Origin of the sequence: Streptomyces sp. NPDC048623 (assembly GCF_040650755.1) — a bacterium.
GTDB lineage: Bacteria > Actinomycetota > Actinomycetes > Streptomycetales > Streptomycetaceae > Streptomyces.
This window is the reverse complement of sequence record NZ_JBEZHV010000013.1, coordinates 150,273-166,555: the sequence shown is the minus strand read 5'-3', so window position 1 is coordinate 166,555 and position 16,283 is coordinate 150,273. Positions and strand designations below refer to the sequence as shown.

At 70.6% G+C, this 16,283-nt stretch carries 21 protein-coding genes; 13 read left to right on the top strand and 8 right to left on the bottom strand.

The features are described from left to right. Window positions 1-8: 8 nt before the first annotated feature. The gene (locus tag AB0C73_RS20530; protein WP_362531888.1) at window positions 9-971 is read right to left on the bottom strand and encodes a glycosyltransferase family 2 protein; all 963 of its coding nucleotides are present in this window, start codon (window positions 969-971) and stop codon (window positions 9-11) included. An 84-nt stretch (window positions 972-1,055) separates the two neighbouring features. Between AB0C73_RS20530 and AB0C73_RS20525 the strand changes: the two genes are divergently transcribed. Then, entirely contained in the window at window positions 1,056-3,473 is a 2,418-nt protein-coding gene (locus AB0C73_RS20525; RefSeq protein ID WP_362531886.1) for a YfhO family protein, read from the top strand. Window positions 3,474-3,489: 16 nt separating this feature from the next. Here AB0C73_RS20525 and AB0C73_RS20520 read toward each other — a convergent pair whose 3' ends face one another. Then, window positions 3,490-3,909, bottom strand: coding sequence for a hypothetical protein (locus AB0C73_RS20520; protein WP_362531883.1), 420 nt, complete (start codon window positions 3,907-3,909; stop codon window positions 3,490-3,492). 148 nt (window positions 3,910-4,057) lie between these two features. Here AB0C73_RS20520 and AB0C73_RS20515 point away from each other — a divergent pair, with 148 nt between their 5' ends. Next, the gene (locus AB0C73_RS20515) at window positions 4,058-5,380 is read left to right on the top strand and encodes a PQQ-binding-like beta-propeller repeat protein (protein ID WP_362531881.1); all 1,323 of its coding nucleotides are present in this window, start codon (window positions 4,058-4,060) and stop codon (window positions 5,378-5,380) included. Between the two features lie 16 nt (window positions 5,381-5,396). Here AB0C73_RS20515 and AB0C73_RS20510 read toward each other — a convergent pair whose 3' ends face one another. Next, a complete protein-coding gene (locus AB0C73_RS20510; protein WP_362531878.1) occupies window positions 5,397-6,305 on the bottom strand; it encodes a hypothetical protein in 909 nt (302 codons plus the stop codon). Between the two features lie 489 nt (window positions 6,306-6,794). Here AB0C73_RS20510 and AB0C73_RS20505 point away from each other — a divergent pair, with 489 nt between their 5' ends. Continuing rightward, window positions 6,795-7,106 carry a hypothetical protein gene (locus AB0C73_RS20505; RefSeq protein WP_362531876.1) on the top strand — a complete coding sequence of 104 codons (312 nt, stop codon included), beginning with the start codon at window positions 6,795-6,797 and terminating at the stop codon, window positions 7,104-7,106. Window positions 7,107-7,195: 89 nt separating this feature from the next. After that, complete coding sequence (locus tag AB0C73_RS20500) at window positions 7,196-7,666, top strand: carboxymuconolactone decarboxylase family protein (protein WP_362531873.1); 471 nt, start codon at window positions 7,196-7,198, stop codon at window positions 7,664-7,666. Here the strand turns inward: AB0C73_RS20500 and AB0C73_RS20495 are convergent. Continuing rightward, complete coding sequence (locus AB0C73_RS20495; RefSeq protein ID WP_362531870.1) at window positions 7,642-7,974, bottom strand: hypothetical protein; 333 nt, start codon at window positions 7,972-7,974, stop codon at window positions 7,642-7,644. The genes AB0C73_RS20500 and AB0C73_RS20495 overlap by 25 nt on opposite strands. Window positions 7,975-8,194: 220 nt before the next feature. Here AB0C73_RS20495 and AB0C73_RS20490 point away from each other — a divergent pair, with 220 nt between their 5' ends. The 8 genes from AB0C73_RS20490 to AB0C73_RS20455 all read left to right on the top strand — a co-directional run bounded on the left by AB0C73_RS20490 (window position 8,195) and on the right by AB0C73_RS20455 (window position 12,363). Further along, window positions 8,195-9,037, top strand: coding sequence for a helix-turn-helix transcriptional regulator (locus AB0C73_RS20490; RefSeq protein ID WP_362531867.1), 843 nt, complete (start codon window positions 8,195-8,197; stop codon window positions 9,035-9,037). Continuing rightward, window positions 9,019-9,228, top strand: a complete 210-nt coding sequence (locus tag AB0C73_RS20485) for a DUF397 domain-containing protein (protein ID WP_362531864.1) — start codon at window positions 9,019-9,021, stop codon at window positions 9,226-9,228. The genes AB0C73_RS20490 and AB0C73_RS20485 overlap by 19 nt, the downstream gene beginning before the upstream one ends. 102 nt (window positions 9,229-9,330) lie before the next feature. Further along, complete coding sequence (locus tag AB0C73_RS20480) at window positions 9,331-10,344, top strand: helix-turn-helix domain-containing protein (protein ID WP_362531862.1); 1,014 nt, start codon at window positions 9,331-9,333, stop codon at window positions 10,342-10,344. Between the two features lie 98 nt (window positions 10,345-10,442). Further along, the gene (locus AB0C73_RS20475; protein WP_362531860.1) at window positions 10,443-10,805 is read left to right on the top strand and encodes a hypothetical protein; all 363 of its coding nucleotides are present in this window, start codon (window positions 10,443-10,445) and stop codon (window positions 10,803-10,805) included. Window positions 10,806-10,839: 34 nt separating this feature from the next. Then, complete coding sequence (locus tag AB0C73_RS20470) at window positions 10,840-11,193, top strand: hypothetical protein (RefSeq protein ID WP_362531858.1); 354 nt, start codon at window positions 10,840-10,842, stop codon at window positions 11,191-11,193. Beyond that, a complete protein-coding gene (locus AB0C73_RS20465) occupies window positions 11,184-11,555 on the top strand; it encodes a hypothetical protein (protein ID WP_362531855.1) in 372 nt (123 codons plus the stop codon). The genes AB0C73_RS20470 and AB0C73_RS20465 overlap by 10 nt, the downstream gene beginning before the upstream one ends. 8 nt (window positions 11,556-11,563) lie before the next feature. Then, complete coding sequence (locus AB0C73_RS20460) at window positions 11,564-11,929, top strand: hypothetical protein (RefSeq protein ID WP_362531852.1); 366 nt, start codon at window positions 11,564-11,566, stop codon at window positions 11,927-11,929. Between the two features lie 74 nt (window positions 11,930-12,003). After that, window positions 12,004-12,363 carry a hypothetical protein gene (locus AB0C73_RS20455; protein ID WP_362531850.1) on the top strand — a complete coding sequence of 120 codons (360 nt, stop codon included), beginning with the start codon at window positions 12,004-12,006 and terminating at the stop codon, window positions 12,361-12,363. A 98-nt stretch (window positions 12,364-12,461) separates the two neighbouring features. On the opposite strand, the gene AB0C73_RS20450 is transcribed toward AB0C73_RS20455, so the two are convergent. After that, window positions 12,462-13,139: a YitT family protein gene (locus tag AB0C73_RS20450; RefSeq protein WP_362531848.1), complete on the bottom strand. Its 678-nt coding sequence runs from the start codon at window positions 13,137-13,139 to the stop codon at window positions 12,462-12,464. Window positions 13,140-13,231: 92 nt separating this feature from the next. Here AB0C73_RS20450 and AB0C73_RS20445 point away from each other — a divergent pair, with 92 nt between their 5' ends. Next, window positions 13,232-13,723, top strand: coding sequence for an Lrp/AsnC family transcriptional regulator (locus AB0C73_RS20445; protein WP_362531846.1), 492 nt, complete (start codon window positions 13,232-13,234; stop codon window positions 13,721-13,723). Window positions 13,724-13,758: 35 nt separating this feature from the next. Here the strand turns inward: AB0C73_RS20445 and AB0C73_RS20440 are convergent, their stop codons facing one another. The 3 genes from AB0C73_RS20440 to AB0C73_RS20430 form a co-directional block, all read right to left on the bottom strand. Continuing rightward, a complete protein-coding gene (locus tag AB0C73_RS20440) occupies window positions 13,759-13,962 on the bottom strand; it encodes a hypothetical protein (protein ID WP_362531843.1) in 204 nt (67 codons plus the stop codon). Between the two features lie 109 nt (window positions 13,963-14,071). Then, window positions 14,072-14,617 (bottom strand): GNAT family N-acetyltransferase, encoded by a 546-nt coding sequence (locus AB0C73_RS20435; protein WP_362531840.1) that lies wholly within the window; start codon window positions 14,615-14,617, stop codon window positions 14,072-14,074. 303 nt (window positions 14,618-14,920) lie between these two features. Next, the gene (locus tag AB0C73_RS20430; RefSeq protein ID WP_362531838.1) at window positions 14,921-15,802 is read right to left on the bottom strand and encodes a helix-turn-helix domain-containing protein; all 882 of its coding nucleotides are present in this window, start codon (window positions 15,800-15,802) and stop codon (window positions 14,921-14,923) included. Window positions 15,803-16,283: the final 481 nt, after the last annotated feature.

The window sequence follows — 16,283 nt, the reverse complement described above, 5'->3', positions numbered from 1 at the left end:
CATCGACCTCATCGGCGCAGAAGCTCCTTGTCGCCGGTACGCGCGCGCGGCACGGCCGTGTTGGTCGCCTTCACCAGGTAGTGCGGGCGCCGCTTGACCTCGTAGTAGATGCGGCCGACGTATTCGCCGACGAGCCCGAGCATCACCATCTGGACGCCGGCGAGCGCCGTGACCGTCACGAGCAGGGTGACATAACCGGGTGTGTCCACGCCGTTCACCAGGGCGACACCGACGATCCAGGCGGCGTACGCGAATGCCACGGAGACCAGGGTCATTCCGAGATAGACGGCGGCCCGGAGCGGCTTGTTGTTGAAGGAGAGAAGACCGTCGAGGCCGTAGTTGAGCAGCTTTCCGAACGTCCATTTCGAACGTCCCTGCTCACGCACCGCATTCTCGTACTCGAAGGTCGTGGACTTGAATCCGACCCAGGCGAAGAGTCCCTTGGAGAAACGGTTGTATTCGGTCAGTCCGAGAATGGCGTCGACTGTACGGCGGGAGAGCAGCCGGAAGTCGCCGACGCCGTCGACCAGCTCGACGTCCACCAGGCGGTTGATCGCCCAGTAGTACGCGCGGGCGGTCAGGGTGCGGGTGACCCGGTCGCCGGTGCGGGTGCGCCGGGCGATGACCTGGTCGTATCCCTCGGTGTGCAGCGCCAGCATGCGGTGCACGAGCTCCGGCGGGTGCTGGAGGTCGGCGTCCATGATCACGACGGCGTCGCCGGCCGCGTGCTGGAGGCCGGCCAGCATGGCGGCCTCCTTGCCGAAGTTTCGACTGAAGGAGACATAGCGCGCCCGGGGATCGCCTTCGGCGATCCCTTCGAGAAGGAGGAGCGTCCGGTCACGGCTTCCGTCGTCCACGTAGACGATCTCGAATTCTCCGTCGAAGCGGGAGAGTTCGGCCGTCACATGGTCATGGAAGCGACCGATGATCTCTTCTTCGTTGAAGCACGGAACCACGATCGAGAGCAGCACGGACCACACGACAACCGGTCCGGATGTCGCCGCCGGATTCCACCGGTGACGACGAGGCGACCATTGAATGAACTGCCCGGCGCCGTGGACGATTTCGTGATCGGCCCTGTCATATTCGACACCACGATGAACATCAGGAACAGGATCAGGGAGAGCCGCGCTGGTGCGCCCGGCCTGGCGGCGCTTCTCGCCGTCGTCGCCGTGTGCGCGGGGGACGCGGTCGCCACCACCTTCCCGTTCGGGCACCACCGGCGCGCGGTCAACGACCTGGGCAACCAGTTCCTGCCGTTCCACGCGCGCCTGTGGGACCTGCTGCACGGGCGGGCCGACGGCGGGCTCCTTCTCAACTGGCAGTCGGGCTGGGGCACCAGCTTCCTGCCCGATCTGGCCACGTATCTGACCAGCCCGTTCGCGCCGCTCGTGGCCCTGGCGCCGCGCGCGGACCTGGCGTACGCGCTGTACGCGATCACGCTCCTCAAGACGGCGACGGCGGCCGCGGCGATGGCCTTCCTGCTGCCCCGGCTCCAGCCGGCGTCGCGTCCGGTGAGCGGCGGCCGGGCGCCCTGGTGGGCGGCGGGGGTGCTCGGCGCGGCGTACGGCCTGTGCGGCTGGGCGATCCTGGAGGCCGTCTACAACCCCATGTGGATGGACGGCCTGATCTCGTTCCCGCTCCTGTGCCTGGTGGGTGTGTGGGTACGGGAGGGGCGGCGGCCACTGCTCGGCCCGCTGGTCGTCGCGGTCTGCTGGACCGCCAACTTCTACACCGCGTACATGGCGACGCTCGGCGCGGCCCTGGTCCTGATCGTGACGGCCCCGCGATGGCGGGTGATCCTGCGCGGCGCGCTGACCGTGCTCCTCGGCGTCGGTCTCGCGACGCCGGTCCTGGTGCCGGTGTTCCTGGGGACGCGGTACGCGTACCCCGGCGTCGTCCGGGACTTCGCACCGGCCGGCGGCGCGGACCTGGCGGCCCGCCTGATGCCCGCCACGTACGGCTTCTCCACCCCGGCTCTCTTCGTGTTCACGGCGGTCCCGGTGCTCGCCGCCTCTCTCCTCTTCCGGCGCCGGTGGCTGTGGCCCGCGGTGGTGGCGGGGGTCGCGCTGTCGTTCCAGTTCGGGCCGACGCACCTGGTGTGGCATGTCTTCGCGACGCCGAACGGCAGCCCGTACCGCCAGACCTTCGTCCTCGCGGGTGTGCTGGTGATCGCCGCGTGGACGGCGGTCGCGGACGGCCTGCCGGACCGGCGGTCGGTGCTGGGCGGCGTGGCCGTGGTCGGGGTGCTCGCGCTCGCGGCGCTCGGCAGCGGGGAGGCGACGCCGTGGGGCTGGATCCTGTTCGCGGCGGGCCTCGCGGTCGTGCTCGTCCTCGTACGGCATCGGCGGCTGGCCCTGCCCCTGCTCGCGGCCGTCCTCGTGGCGCAGGCCGCGGCGACGACGGCGTGGGGTGACAAGGAGCGGCTGCGGCGGCTCGACGACTACCCGCCGTGGAGCGCGGCCGACACCCGGCGGTACGACGCGCTCGCCGGGGCGGACGGCTGGCCCGCGTACCGCGTGGACTCCGGCCGCCCGCAGACCACCGGCAACGAGCCGATGATGCTCGGCGGCCAGGGCGGCTCCTACTACAGCAGCCTCACGCCCGACGTCCTGACCCGGACCATGGCGGCGCTCGGCGTCGGCTGGACCTCCCGCGGCCGCAACCTCCAGAGCCTCGACAACCCGGTCACGGACGCCCTGTTCGCGGTCGGCGCGCGCCTGCGGGACGGCGCCCTCGTGCGTACGGGCCCGGCGGCCCCGCTGGTGACGGTACGGCCCCCGGGCCCGCCCCCGGTCTACGGCCCCTCCCCCTTCCGCAACCAGGAACTCCTCCTGGGCGCCCGGGTGTACGAGCCCCCGACGGCCTCCGGCGCCTGCCGCGTCGGCACCGAGGTCTTCCTCTGGTCCCCCGACCACACGGGCCCGGCCGCCCTCGGTGACCGCACGGTGAAGATGCGCGGCCAGCTGCCCAAGTGGCGCGCGGCGCTGGTGTCCCTGGGCACCCAGAAGGTGCCCGGCCTCCGCCCCTCGATCCCCCCGAAGAGCGAACTCGCCTGCCTGGACCACGCGCGCCTCGCCGCCGCCGTCGCCTCCCTCCGCGCCACGGCCCCGACGGCGATCGACGTCACCTCCACCGGCTTCCACGCCACCCTCCGTCCCGGCACGACCGGCACCCTCGTCCTCTCCGCCCCGCGCATCCCCGGCTGGCGCTGCGACGGCGCCCCGGCGCTGTCGTACGGCGGCCTGGTCGCCGCCCCGGTGACCGCGGACCAGCACGAGGTGACCTGCGACTTCCGGCCCCCGGGCCTGCGGCTGGGGCTGGCGGGGGCGGGCGCGTCGGTGCTGGCGCTCGCGGGATGGGTGCTGTGGGACCGGCGTCGGCGGCGGAACCCGGGGCGGGAGGGCGAGCCCGCGGAGGCGCCGAGGCCGCACGAGAGGGAAGCGACGCCGGTCCAGCGCGGCCTCGGGTGATCGACGAGTCCGGTCGCTACAGCTCGTAGTCCTGGGCCAGCTCCTCCCACCGAATGCCGCGAAGCCCAGGATCAGCGTCCTCACCCGCCGGTACCACCGGCGCCGGCTGAAACCAGGTGACGACGAGGGTGGAACCGTCCATCGCCGGGTCGAGCGCCATGGAGTCGAAGACACCGACGCAGGCCACGGCGGGCAGCACCTCAACGGGACCGAAGGCGCCGGCGGACTCGTCCGGGTGCTCGCGGGAGGGCGGGACACAATGCACCGGCAGGGAGGGATACGCGCGCTCCGCCAGCCGCTGGAACCAATCGATCTTCCGGTCGTTGACGCGCTGGCACGGGTAGCCCTCCAGCATCCCCGCGTAGGTCGAAGACATCCGCAGCTCGGTGAGCCGGATCGAACGACCGGAGGTGAGGACTATGCGACCCAGTGACATGCCGAAACCCTATGCGCACGTCTCACCTCCGATACACGGCCTGGCGGTCTGGCGCAGCCCGACGGCCCCGGATCTATGATCTCCGCGTCGGGAAAGCGCGCGACGACACGCCTCTCCACCGGCAGCGTCGCACCAGGGGGGAGCGGCCATGGCTGCGGGAACGAACGACGACGCGCCTTCGCGTGGAGGGCGGATCGGCTGCATGCTGCTCATGGGCGGGGCGGCCGTGGTCCTGATCGGCTCGGTCACCGCCGGATGCCTCGCCCTCACGGGCCGCTTCCCGGGCGATTCGATGGACATCGCGTGGGAGACTCCCGCGGACAGCAAGGACTCCGAGCACGGCAACGGGGCCTGGCTGGCCGGTGACACCCTGGTGCGCAGCCGCTTCGACGCGGTGACCGGCTACGACCCCGGTACCGGCAAGCGGGTCTGGGAGTACCGGCCGCCCGGCCGTTCCGAGATCTGTACCGCCGAGGCCGACACCGACAACGCCATCCTGCTCGTCGCACGCGACGACGAGAAGCGGCCCGCCTCCGCCAAGCGCGAACTGTGCACCACCGCCGCCGCGATCGACATGAAGAACGGTCGCGAGATCTGGCACGTCCCGATCCCCGCCGACTCCGACAACGGCCGCCTCCATCAGGCCCCGGTGACCGCGGGAGGCGGTCTGGCCGTGCTCGCCGACAAGGGCCTGCGGGCCGTGGACGTGCGCACCGGCAGGTCCCGCTGGACGGCGGCCGTCCCCAAGAACTGCGTCCCGGGCGAAGCCGCGCCCGCCGAGCGACACGTCGCCGCCCTCCTCGCCTGCGGCCCCGGGAAGCCGCGGAGCAACGGCATACCCGAGGACGCCGAACTGCACGCGGCCGCCTTCGACCCGGCTACCGGCGCGCTCCTGTGGTCCACCCCGCTCGGCGACCGCGAGGCGGTCAGGTGGGACGTGCGCGCGTCCGTCGTCTCGGCCGACCCGCTGGTCGTCTCCGCCTCGTACTCCGGCGACTCGGAGATCGGGGCGTACTACTCCTTCGGCGAAGACGGCCGGCCCCATCCGCCCATCGACTATCGCGGCGACTACGGCGACCTCAACGACAAGATGTCCGTGGCGGCGGTGGACGACACCAGGCTCTACTCTCTGGCCGGCTACTACAAGAAGGGCGGCACCCGCCACCGCGCGGTCGCCTTCGACCTGGCCACCGGCCAGTTGGCGTGGAGAACCGACCTCGACGACCAACCGGGCCTCGGCCTGACCCTTCAGGACGGCACGATCACGGTGCTGGCCAGGGGCAGCGCGACGTCGCCGGTCCCGGACGAGGACCTGTACGTCTTCGACGCCGCCACCGGCAAGGAACGCGACGTCCGTGACTTCCACGACGACGTGTCGGCGGAAACGATCTTCGAGTACCAGGGCCTGCTCATCGCCGCCCGCCCTGGTTACGCGTCGGACCCTCCCTTCACCGCGTACGAACGCTCGTGACGCGGTGGGCCGTGCTTCAGGGGGTGTTCAGTTTCTGCGTGGTGGTGTTGCCGGCGCCGGGGCTGTTGATGTTGTTGCTGGTGCTGATGTTGTTGAACATCGGGAGGATGCCGCTGAGGTTGATGGGCAGGATCGAGCCGGAGCCGTTGCCTCCCCCGTTGTTCCCTCCCGCCTGCTCGTAGGTGATGGTCACCGAGGCCGGACCGGTGGCGGGTCCGGAGGTACCGCCCGCCGGGACGCGGTTGGACCCGCCACCGCCGCCTCCGGGCCCATAGGTCCCATCGCCAATCGCGTTGCAGCCGCCGCCACCCCCGCCGCCGAACCAGCCGGCTCCGCCGCCTCCGGCGGAGTAGGGGTCACCGCCATTGCCGCCGGTACCGGCGCCACCGGGGGCGCCGGGTGTGCTGGTCACGGGGCCGACGTAGGCGCATGCGGCTCCACCCGCGCCGGGGGTCGTCTGGGTTCCGCCGCCTCCCCCTCCGCCGCCGTTGGGCCTGCTGCCACCCGTCTGGCCGGTGACTCCGGCGTCTCCTCCGGTCGCCTCGGGGGCGGGGTACAGGTCATTGCCGGCTCCTCCGCCTCCTCCGCCGCCCGCGACGATCAGCCGGGGGTCGGTGGCCGTGTTGCCGGTGAGGAAGCAGCTGGGGTTGGTGGAGTCGCAGGTGCGCACGTCGCTGGCTCCCCCGCCGGCGCCGCCCTCCTGGAACGAGCCGCCCGCTGTGCCTCCGCCCGTGTCGACGTTGACGTAGAGGGTGGTGGTGCCCGACGGCACGTTGACGGTGCCGGTGACGGTGGAGCCGGCGCCGCCCACGCCTCCGGTGGTCCCGTTCTGCCCCGCGGCGCCAGTGGCGGTGATGGTCAGCTGGGTGACACCGGAGGGGACGGTGAAGGGCTGGTTGGCGCCAGGGGTGAAGGTGACGCTCACGGGCGCCGCCTCTGCGGGCGTGGCCAGGGGCCCCACCAACGCCGCCGGCAGCACCGCCGTCGCGAGCAGGACGGCGCTGCGCCGGACAGGATGCCGCAGCCGTTCGGCTGTGGTCCCGGCGCCACGTCGTGGGGATACCGCATGATGCATGGTCAGTCTCACGCTCGGGACTCCTCGACGGGGGATGCCGAATGGGGTGGACGTTCCGGCCCCTGCCCGGGACCGCGCCCAACGATCAAGCCACAGCGGGCCGGTGCCGGTCAGGCGGACACACCGACGCGTCACTCCGCGACGAATAGTCCTCAAGTCGGAGAAACTCGCCGCTGAGCGCCGCCTCCAGACCGAGCCGGAGCAGCCGGCCTTCCAGCAGCACGTCGCGCGCTTCCCATCCGCCTCCGCCACATGGCCCAGGCCCTTCCCCCCGCGCCACGACCGGTGTCATGATCACGCCGTCGGCGGGCACGGGCCCGCCGCCCAGGGGGAGAAACCATGAACCTGTACCTCGCCATACCGCTCGTCCTCGCGGCCCTGCTCTTCGTCGCCTCCGGCATCGCCGCCGTCACCCGCGGCTGGGTGCTTCCCATGAACCGCCGCCATGTCCGCAACACCCGCGTCTACGGCTGGGGCCAGCTCGTCGTGGCCTTCGCATTCTGCTGGCAGCTGGTCTTCGGGCTGGTGATCAGCGATTCCGCCGCCAAGGCGTCGGGAACCGTGATCGGCGGCGTGCTTCTCCTCGCCGGCCTCGTCACCATGCTGGTGGGCCAGCTCTCCCGTGGTGACGGCGGCCGCTCCACCACGTGACCCAGGTCACATCGGAGGCTGTCACACACGCTCCGGCCATCTCGTCATAGGGGTGTAGCGACGATGAGAACGGCACAAAGGAGCCCATCATGGAACCCCGCGTCAACCCCTTCACCAGCCCGACCGCCGGCAAGCTCATCAAGCACCTCGCAGCCGCCGGCAACGCCGTCACCGCGTCCGGCGTGCCCGTCTCGACGCAGGAACTGGTGAAGATCCGCGCCAGCCAGATCAACGGCTGCGCCTTCTGCCTCGACATGCACACCAAGGAGGCCGAGGCGGCCGGTGAGACCACGCAGCGGCTGATCATGGTCGGTGCCTGGCGCGAGGCCAACGTCTTCACCGACGCCGAGCGCGCCGCGCTCGAACTGGCCGAGCTCGGCACCCGTATCGCCGACGGCACCGGCATCCCGGACGACGTCTGGCAGAACGCCGCCAAGTACTACGACGAGGAGCAGCTCCTCGGCCTCGTCGGCCTGATCGCCCTCATCAACGCGTTCAACCGCATGAACGTCCTGCTCCAGGTCCCCGGCGGCGACTACCGGGTCGGCCAGTTCGCCTGACCCTCGCCCGCGCCCGCGTGCTCCTTCGCCAGATGCCGGCGAAGGAGCACGTTCGCGTCCGCCTCCGCGCTCCCGTCGTACGCCACCCTGGCCGCCCGCCGTCGCCCGTCAAGCCCGTCACACTCCGCACACCCCGGTACGGGCTCGGGCGGCGGCGGCAACTGCACATCGAGCAACGCCACCGCCGCCGCCCGCGCCCGCTCGTTCACCGCCCGCACCCCGGCACTCAGCCGCTCGTCCAACGTCGCGAGCCGGATGTACGCGGGGTCAGCCTGCCACTCGCGCCCGCCACCGATGGGCCGGAGCATCACGTAGGGTCCGGCGTGGCCCCGGAACTCCCCTACCACACAAGCGACTTCGTCGTACACAAAAGCGCCGCACTCCATGACAACTGCTCCTGTTGTTGGACTACCCTCCGTGATGGGGCATGTCGAGGATGGACCCGGGGCAGGTTGGGGAAGCCGGTTTCGCGGCCGTAGTTCCCCGTCGAAGTTCCGGTACTTCCACACCTTCCGGTAAGGAGTGCTGATGCCACCGAGACGAGTGGTCACCGGCCGCAGCCAGGAGCCGCGCAAGCGTTTCACGGAGGAGCTGCGACATCTGAGGCTGGAACGCAAGCTGAGCTTCCGGGCGTTGGGGTCGGCGCTTGGCTGGGACGCGACACTGTTCTCGAAGATGGAGAAGGGCGAGACGCTGGGCGGCCCGGAGGTCGTCCAGGGCTTGGACACGTATTACGGGACGCCGAACCTGTTACTGGTGCTGTGGGAGCTGGCGGCGGGCGACCAGTCGCAGTTCAAGGAGCGGTATCGGCGGTACATGGCGCTGGAGGCCGAGGCACTGAGCCTGTGGCACTACGCGGTGAGCATCGTGCCCGGCTTGCTGCAGACCGAGGCCTACGCGCGCGACGTACTCGCGCTGGGCGGCGCGAGCGGCGACGCCTTGACCCGCGAGGTCGACGCCCGCATAGGGCGTCGCGAGTTGCTGGTCGGGGACGCCGCTCCGACGTTCCGCTCCATCCTGTGCGAGACCGTCCTGCGCACGCCCCTGGGCGACCGAAAGGAATGGCGCGAACAGCTGGAGCATCTGCTGGAGATGGGCGAACGCCGCAATGTGACGATCCAGGTCCTGCGGCATTCCGCAGGGCTGCCTGCCCTGACCAACACGCAAAGCATGTTCCTGAAGCTCACGGACGGCCGCACCGTGGCATGGGTGGAGACCGCGCACTCGGGCGATCTGGTCGAGGAAACGGCCTCGGTCGAGCGACTTCAGCTCGCGTACGATCAGGTCCGTGATCTGGCCCTTTCCCCGGCAGAATCACGGAAGTTCATCATGCAGATGTTGGAGGAAGCAGCGTGCGATCCGTCGACCTGAGCAACGTCACGTGGCGCAAGAGCTCCTACAGCAACCCTGACGGCGGCGAATGCCTGGAGGTCGCCGACCCCGGCACCGCCGCTCTCCCCCTCGTCCCCGTCCGCGACAGCAAGAACCCCACCGGCCCCGCCCTCCTCTTCGCGGCCCCCGCCTGGTCCGCCTTCGTCAGCGGGGTCAAGGCGAGGCACTGAGGGAGGCGCAGGTCACCGCGCCACGCCGCGGCAACCATGCGGCGGCCGGCGCGGAGGCGTTGCATGCTCGTTGATCATTGAGACGAGCGGCCGGGGGGCGCCATGTGGTCGAGGTTGTCATCGGGAGCACTCCCACCGCGAGAGCGGTTCGACTGGTTCTCGGACCTCGTCTCGCGGGAGGTGATCCCCACCGCGCTCAGCTCCGAGTGCCCCGCCGACTTCGAGGCGGAGGCGGCCGTGCTGGCGCTGGGGGAGGACGTCAGGGTGGCGAGGTTCGCGTTCTCGCCGCTGCGGTCGAGACGCACGCCGGCCCTGATCCGGCGAGGTGACCCCGAGCAGTACCAGCTGGGGCTGATCCGCGCGGGTGCGGCGTCCTTCTCCCAGCACCGCAACGACTGCGGTGTGACGGCCGGGGACTTCGTGTTCTGGGACACCTCGCGGCCGTCCGAGGCGGTGATACCCGTACGCGCCCGCTCGGTCGAGCTGCTGATGCTCCAACTGCCCCGGCACGTCCTTCCGTTGGGCGCACACCACACCGACCGCCTGCTGGCCCGCCGCATACCGGGCGATCGCGGCACGGCGGCGGTCCTGGCCGGCTTCCTGCGGTCCCTGGAAGCACACGCCGCCGAGTGCGCGTCGCAGCGGGAGCTGGGGCGGCTCGGTTCGATCGCCGTCGACCTGCTGGCGGCCGGCCTGGCGCAGCACCTGGACGTCGAGGAACAGCTCCCCGCCGAGGCGCGCACGCAGGCACTCCTCCGGCGCATCCACACCTTCGTCGACGACCACCTCGGCGATCCGGACCTCTCCCCCGCCACGATCGCGGCCGGGCACAACATCTCGGTCCGTACGCTCCACCAGCTCTTCCAAGGGACGGGGGAGACCGTCCAGGCCCGCATCCGGCGGCGCCGCCTGGAGCGGTGCCAGGCCGACCTCGGCAAGGCCGGTCTCCTTGAGCATCCGATCGCGGTGATCGCCGCCCGCTGGGGGTTCAGCGGCCCGGCCGTGTTCAGCCGTGCCTTCCGGGAGGCCTACGGAATGAGCCCGACCGAGTTCCGCGCGCTCAGCGTCAAGGAGGCCCGCACTCGCCGCACAGTCCGGTGCTCGCCCGCTGCCTAGTCTCCTTTCGCGAGCTCGTCACCGCGGCCCGGCCCGGCCCGTTCCGGCCCGGCCGCCACGACCCGCGTCAGCCGACCACATCGCAAGGGGGACTCCGTATGTTCTCGTCGCTCCGCTCCCGAACCGGCGCGGCCGCCGTCTCCGTCGCCGGTGCCGCTCTGGCACTCGTGGCGACCGCGACACCCGCCTCCGCAGGCACCAACGGCCAGCAGATCGAGTTCTTCGACCGTCAGTCGTCCGTCTACTCGATCTGGATCAACGGCTTCAACCAGTACGGCCAGCAGGTCACCCACTGCGTCAACACCCCCGGTGAAACCACCTGGGTGTCCGGCTGGTGGTGGAAGGGCCAGAACTCCGTCGTCGGCTTCAACCGGTCCGACTGCAACGGCGATGCCATCTGGTCCACCCGCAACGACATCCCCGTCAGCCAGCCGTCCGACTGGTACCTCGTCAGCGACTGACCCACTCCATCCGAGCACAGGACACCGACAAATCATGTCCCTGCGAGTCACCATCGCACGCGGCATCACCACAGCCGCCTTCGCCGCCGTCCTCGCCACCGGCTTCGCCGCCCCGGCCTCCGCCGGAACCAACGGCCAGCAGATCCTCTTCACCGACGACCGCGGCGACACCTACTCGGTCCTGATCTCAGGCCACAACCAGGACGGCCAGCAGGTCAGCCACTGCTTCAGCACCCCCGCAACCGACAACTACCTGTCCGGTTGGTGGTGGAAGGGAACCGTCGCCGTCACCGGCTACGCCGGCTCGGCCTGCTCCGCGGAGCTGTACAACTTCGGCTTCACCGTCCCCACCAACTGGTCCAGCGACTACTACCAGGTATGGGACTGACCGTGATCCGCAACCTCACCAAGGCAGGCGCCGCACTCGCACTGGGCGCCGGCGCTCTCCTCCTCGCCTCCGCCCCCGCCTCCGCCGGGACCAACGGCCAGCAGATCCGCTTCTACGACCAGCGCGGCGACGTCTACTCGGTGTTCCTGTACGGCACCAACCAGGACGGCCACACGGTCGCCGGGTGCTTCGACACCCCCAAGACGGACAACTACATCAGCGGCTACTGGTGGAAGTACGACCTCTCGGTCACCTGGTATCCGCAGTCCGGCTGCAACGGAACCGCCATCGAGCCCAGCCCCGAGACCTTCAGCATCCCCGTGTCCCAGTCCTCCGACTGGTACACCATCTACGACCTCTGAGAGCCCCGGTGAACCTTCGCAGGACCACAGCAGCGATAGGCGGGGCGCTCGCCACCGCCACCGCCCTCACCGCCCTGACCGCCGCGCCCGCGTTCGCCGGCACCAACGGGCAGCAGATCGCCTTCAACGACCGCCAGGGCACCGTCTACTCCGTCCAGATCTCCGGACAGAACCAGAACGGCGACTGGACCGTGCACTGCTTCAACACCCCCAGCACGAACAACTACCTGTCCGGCTGGTGGTGGAAGGGCACCACGCACATCGTCGCCAACACCGACGGCAACTGCGGAGCGGACGGCGGCGTGGAGAAGGCCAACTTCTACACCGACGTTCCGTTCTCCCAGTCCGGCGACTGGTGGTGGGTCAGCGACTGATGCGCGCCCTCGGCCCGACCATCTTCAGCGACTGACCTCCAGCACACCCACCGCAACCAGAAGGAACCTCTGCCATGAGCATCAAGACGAAGATCGCCAAGCTCGGCGCGGTCGTCGCCACCGGAGCCGCCCTCACCGTCCTCGGCTCCGGCGCCGCGTTCGCCGGGTCCAACGGCCAGCAGCTGAAGTTCTACGACCACCAGGGCGACACCTACTCCATCTCCGTCGCCGGGTACAACCAGAACGGCCAGTGGACCACCGCCTGCTTCAACACCCCCAACACCGACAACTACATCGGCGGCTGGTGGTGGAAGGGTGACCTGACCTGGACCGGCCACAGCCAGAGCAGCTGCTCCGGCTACGACACCACCCCGCAGAAGTGGACCACCGTCCCCGTGTCCCAGTCCTCCGACTGGTGGGGCATCACCCAGTAGTCACGATGCGGTTCGCGGCGTCGTGCACCGCCGTGCGGTGCGCGATGCCGCTGCCGAAGCAGCGCCGGGCGAAGACGGATCGCGTCAACCTACGGGTGTCAGAACCCGGTGTAGCGCCCCGGCCGGTGGTTGAGCGCCAGGACGACGTTGAGGACGATGGCGCCGACGGCGGAGATGAGGACCTGGAGCGGGGAGACGACCGCGAGGGACGCCGCCACGACGAGGACGTCGAGGACCATCTGGACGTAACCGGCGCGCACACCGAAGCGTTCCTGCATGATCAGGGCGAGGATGTTGAAGCCGCCGAGGCTGGACCGGTGCCGGAACAGGACGAGGAGGCCGACGCCGGCGAGCAGGTTGCCGACGAGCGCGGCATAGACCGGGTCGATGTCGATCTCGGCGATCTCGGCGGGGTGGAGGGACGCCAGCAGAGAGACGAGGCCGACCGACAGCGCGGTGCGGATCGTGAAGTCCCACCCCTTCTTCCGTACGGCGAGTGCGAAGAAGGGCAGGTTGACCGCGAGGAAGATCACCCCGAACGGGACGTCGACCGCGTAGCTGAGCAGGAGCGCGAGGCCGGCGGTGCCGCCCGTGACGGTCCCGCTGGTCCGCAGGAGGAACAGCCCGAGCGACGCGATGAAGGTTCCCGTGAGGATCCCCACGACGTCCTCGACCCGGCTGTGCTTCACCGGACCGGCGGCGGCCACGGTGGTCGGGGTGGCGGGGGTGGCGGGGGTACTCGGTATCGCGGTCGCGGTCGTGGCTGCATCGGTCATAACGGCCATACTCGAAGCGAACCGGGCGGAATCACAAGCTCCGGGCTCCGGACTGGGACGGATGCACGCCTGAAGGAAGAATTCCGGGCAGAATGACAAGCGTGACGACGATCGACCCGCTTGATGCCCGGATCCTGCTCGCCCTGGACGATCACCCGAGCGCGACGATCCTGCAGCTGGCGAAGGTGCTCGGGGTGTCCCGCAACACCGTGCACGCGCGCCTCCAGCGGATGGAGCGCGCGGGGACGCTGCTCGGTTTCAGCCAGCGCGTGTCGCCGGCGTCCATGGGCTACACCCTCGTCGCGTTCGTGTCGCTCGCGATCAGCCAGAGCGAGGGGACCAGCGCGATGACCCTGCTTGAGGACATTCCGGAGGTCGTCGAGGTGCACGCGACCACCGGCGAGGCCGATCTGCTCGCCAAGGTCGTCGCGCGGGACACGGCGGACCTGCACCGCATCAACCAGACCATCCTCCGCATCGACGGGGTGGTCCGCTCCAGCACCGCCGTCTCCCTCTGGGAGGCCATGCCCAACCGGACCCGGGCCCTGCTGGAGTCGGTCGCGCACGGCCCGGCCGACTCGTAGAGCCGACCGGGCCACGCCATCTCGAACGCGTCGCGTCAGCCGACGAGCATCGCGCTGAAGCGCGACTCGACCGCGTCGTACTCGGTCACGCGCACGCGCACGGTCGCGCCGACCGCGGCACGACCACCACGGACGAGCCCCGGCACACCGGAATCGGACTCGATCAAGAGCCCGAACGGCTTGGCGGACGTGACGGCGGCATCGACCTCGTCACCGGCCTTCAGGAGGGTTCCGGACATACGGCTCACCCCCTCTCCACATCCTCGGGGTGCGTCGGCCAGCGGTGCGCACGCGGCCCCAGGTTCCTTCTGTCGCGGGGCGGCGCGGGCGCCGGACTCTGCCCGGACGTCACAGAGCGGATGGTACAGGCCGAGGTGCGGCGAGGGTCTTCTCCCGCAGGGTGAAGGACTTCGGCGGGCCACCTGGCTGCGGCTTGCCCGCCACGCTGCCGACGGCGCGGTAACCGGCGTCCTGGTAGTAGGCGTTGAGGGGCGCGTTGTCGGCCAGGCAGTCGAGACGGACACGGGTGCGGCCGGTCGCGGCGACGCGGTGTTCGGCGGCGGCCAGGAGGAGGCGGCCCGTGCCGGGTGCGGCGGTCGTCCGGTCGACCATGAGCCGGTGCACGTACCCGGCCACGGGCGGCTGCACACCCCACGCGGCCTCGTCGTCCCACCACAACTCCCAGGCCCCGGCGACCCCGCCCTGCTCCGTCTCCGCGATCCACACCTCGCCGCCGCCGGCCATCACGCGACGGAAGTGTTCCTCCTTCAGCTCCCCCGGCCGCCACTGGCCGGTGACGCCACGCGCCAGCATCCATCGGGCGGCGTCGTCCCGAAGCCGTACGAGGGTGGGAAGGTCGGCCTCGGCCGCGAGCCGCACGCGAAGATCGTTCACGCGGGGGATGCTCGCACATCCGCGCGGTCGGGTAGCCGGGGTTCAGTCGTCCACTCCTCGCCACCGGGAGTGATCAGCGGGGCATGCATCCCGACCCTAAGACCGCCATCAGTCGCCGAGTCGGGCCCCAGCCACCCCATTTCACCTCGGCGCACCCCTAAACGGCGGGGAAGTGGTCCTCAGGCAGCAACCGCGAACCGAGCCCCCACCCACCGGGCAGCAGAACGCCCCCGGCGCGGAGCACTCGGAAAGAGGGCGGCCGCACCAGAGACCCACGCAGGACGACAGGCCCTCTGCTCCCCGTCACGCGGCGTGCTCCGCCATCAGGCAGCGCCACTCGCCGCACAGGCCCCGTTCCGGGGCCCGGAAGGCCCGCTCGCAGATCTCGCACGACTGGTACGGGTGGAGGGGCGGAGGCGGGGCGGGGAGTGGGGGTGGGATCAGGCGGGTGAGGCGGTGGCGGAGAAAGCCGGCCGGGTACTTCAGCGGGTCCGGGAGGGAGTCCGTGAGGGCGCGGCGTACGGCGTCCGGCTTGCAGCCGCGGTCGAACCAGTCCTCCACGAGGGGCACCAGGCGGTGGACGTCCCGTACGGACAGCAGCAGGCCGGGGTGGCAGGAGCGCAGGCCGAGCAGCAGATCGGCGGCCGGGCCCGTAGGGGGCTCCTCCGGGGACGTCTCCGGCGGGGTCGCTTCCCGTACGCGTACGGGCTCGGGGGCCGGCAGCCGTACGGGCTCGGGCGCACCGCCACCCGACGGCGGCCCCGGATCGGGGTCAGGGTCAGAGTCGGGGTCGGGCTCCGGGTCCCACCCCGGGTCGGGCTCAGGCGCCGGCCCAAGGCCCGCCTCCGACTCCGACTCCCGCTCCGGCTCGGCGGCGGAGTCCAGCGGCATCCAGCGGGCGTCCGGGTGGTTGTACGAGGTCGTCTGCGTGACCACCCGGCCGTTGGGGAGGCGCACCCGGGTGCGCTCTAGGTAGCCGTACTCCTCCAGCTCCCGCAACGCGGCGGCGATGCGGATATGGCCCTCCTCGGGGGAGGCGGCGGCAAGTGCGCGGATGGAGACGTCGGAGCCCTCGGGCAGCGACTGGATGTAGGCGGAGAGCGATCTGGCGAGGAACGACAACCGCCGGTCCTGGATCAGCTCGTTCTCGATGATCGTGAAGCCACGGCTCCGCTTGATTTTCATGTGTCCAACACCGGATCGGGTGGTAGTCCGGGGAGTCCCGGGCGCGGCGCAGCGGCGACCGCTAAGGTTCTTGTCATCCATCAGGAAGGTCTCGCTTCCTCGTTGGTCAGGCCCTCGCCGGGAGTGCTAGTCCCGGACGGGGGCCGAACTTTTTTCTGGCTCGCCGTGAGCATATGCCAGGCAACACGCCCCGAATCCAGCCCAGTTGGATCAATTCGCTCATGTGGGTGACAGGCGACATTTGTGTTGCCGAGGGGGTCTGCAGACGCAGGGGGCGGGGGGTGGGTTGGGTGGGTTGGTTCTTTCCCAAGTACTTGGTCTTTGATCGCCAAACCCACCGGATCCGGGCCCGCCACGATTCGGCCGCAATGGTTCCGGCGGTTCCGGGAAGACGCAAAACCCGCAGGTCAGCCGCCCGGCCGTGCACCGGCACGTACGACCGGCACGCAGCCGCCCACGATCCGGCTCGCACTGGCACATA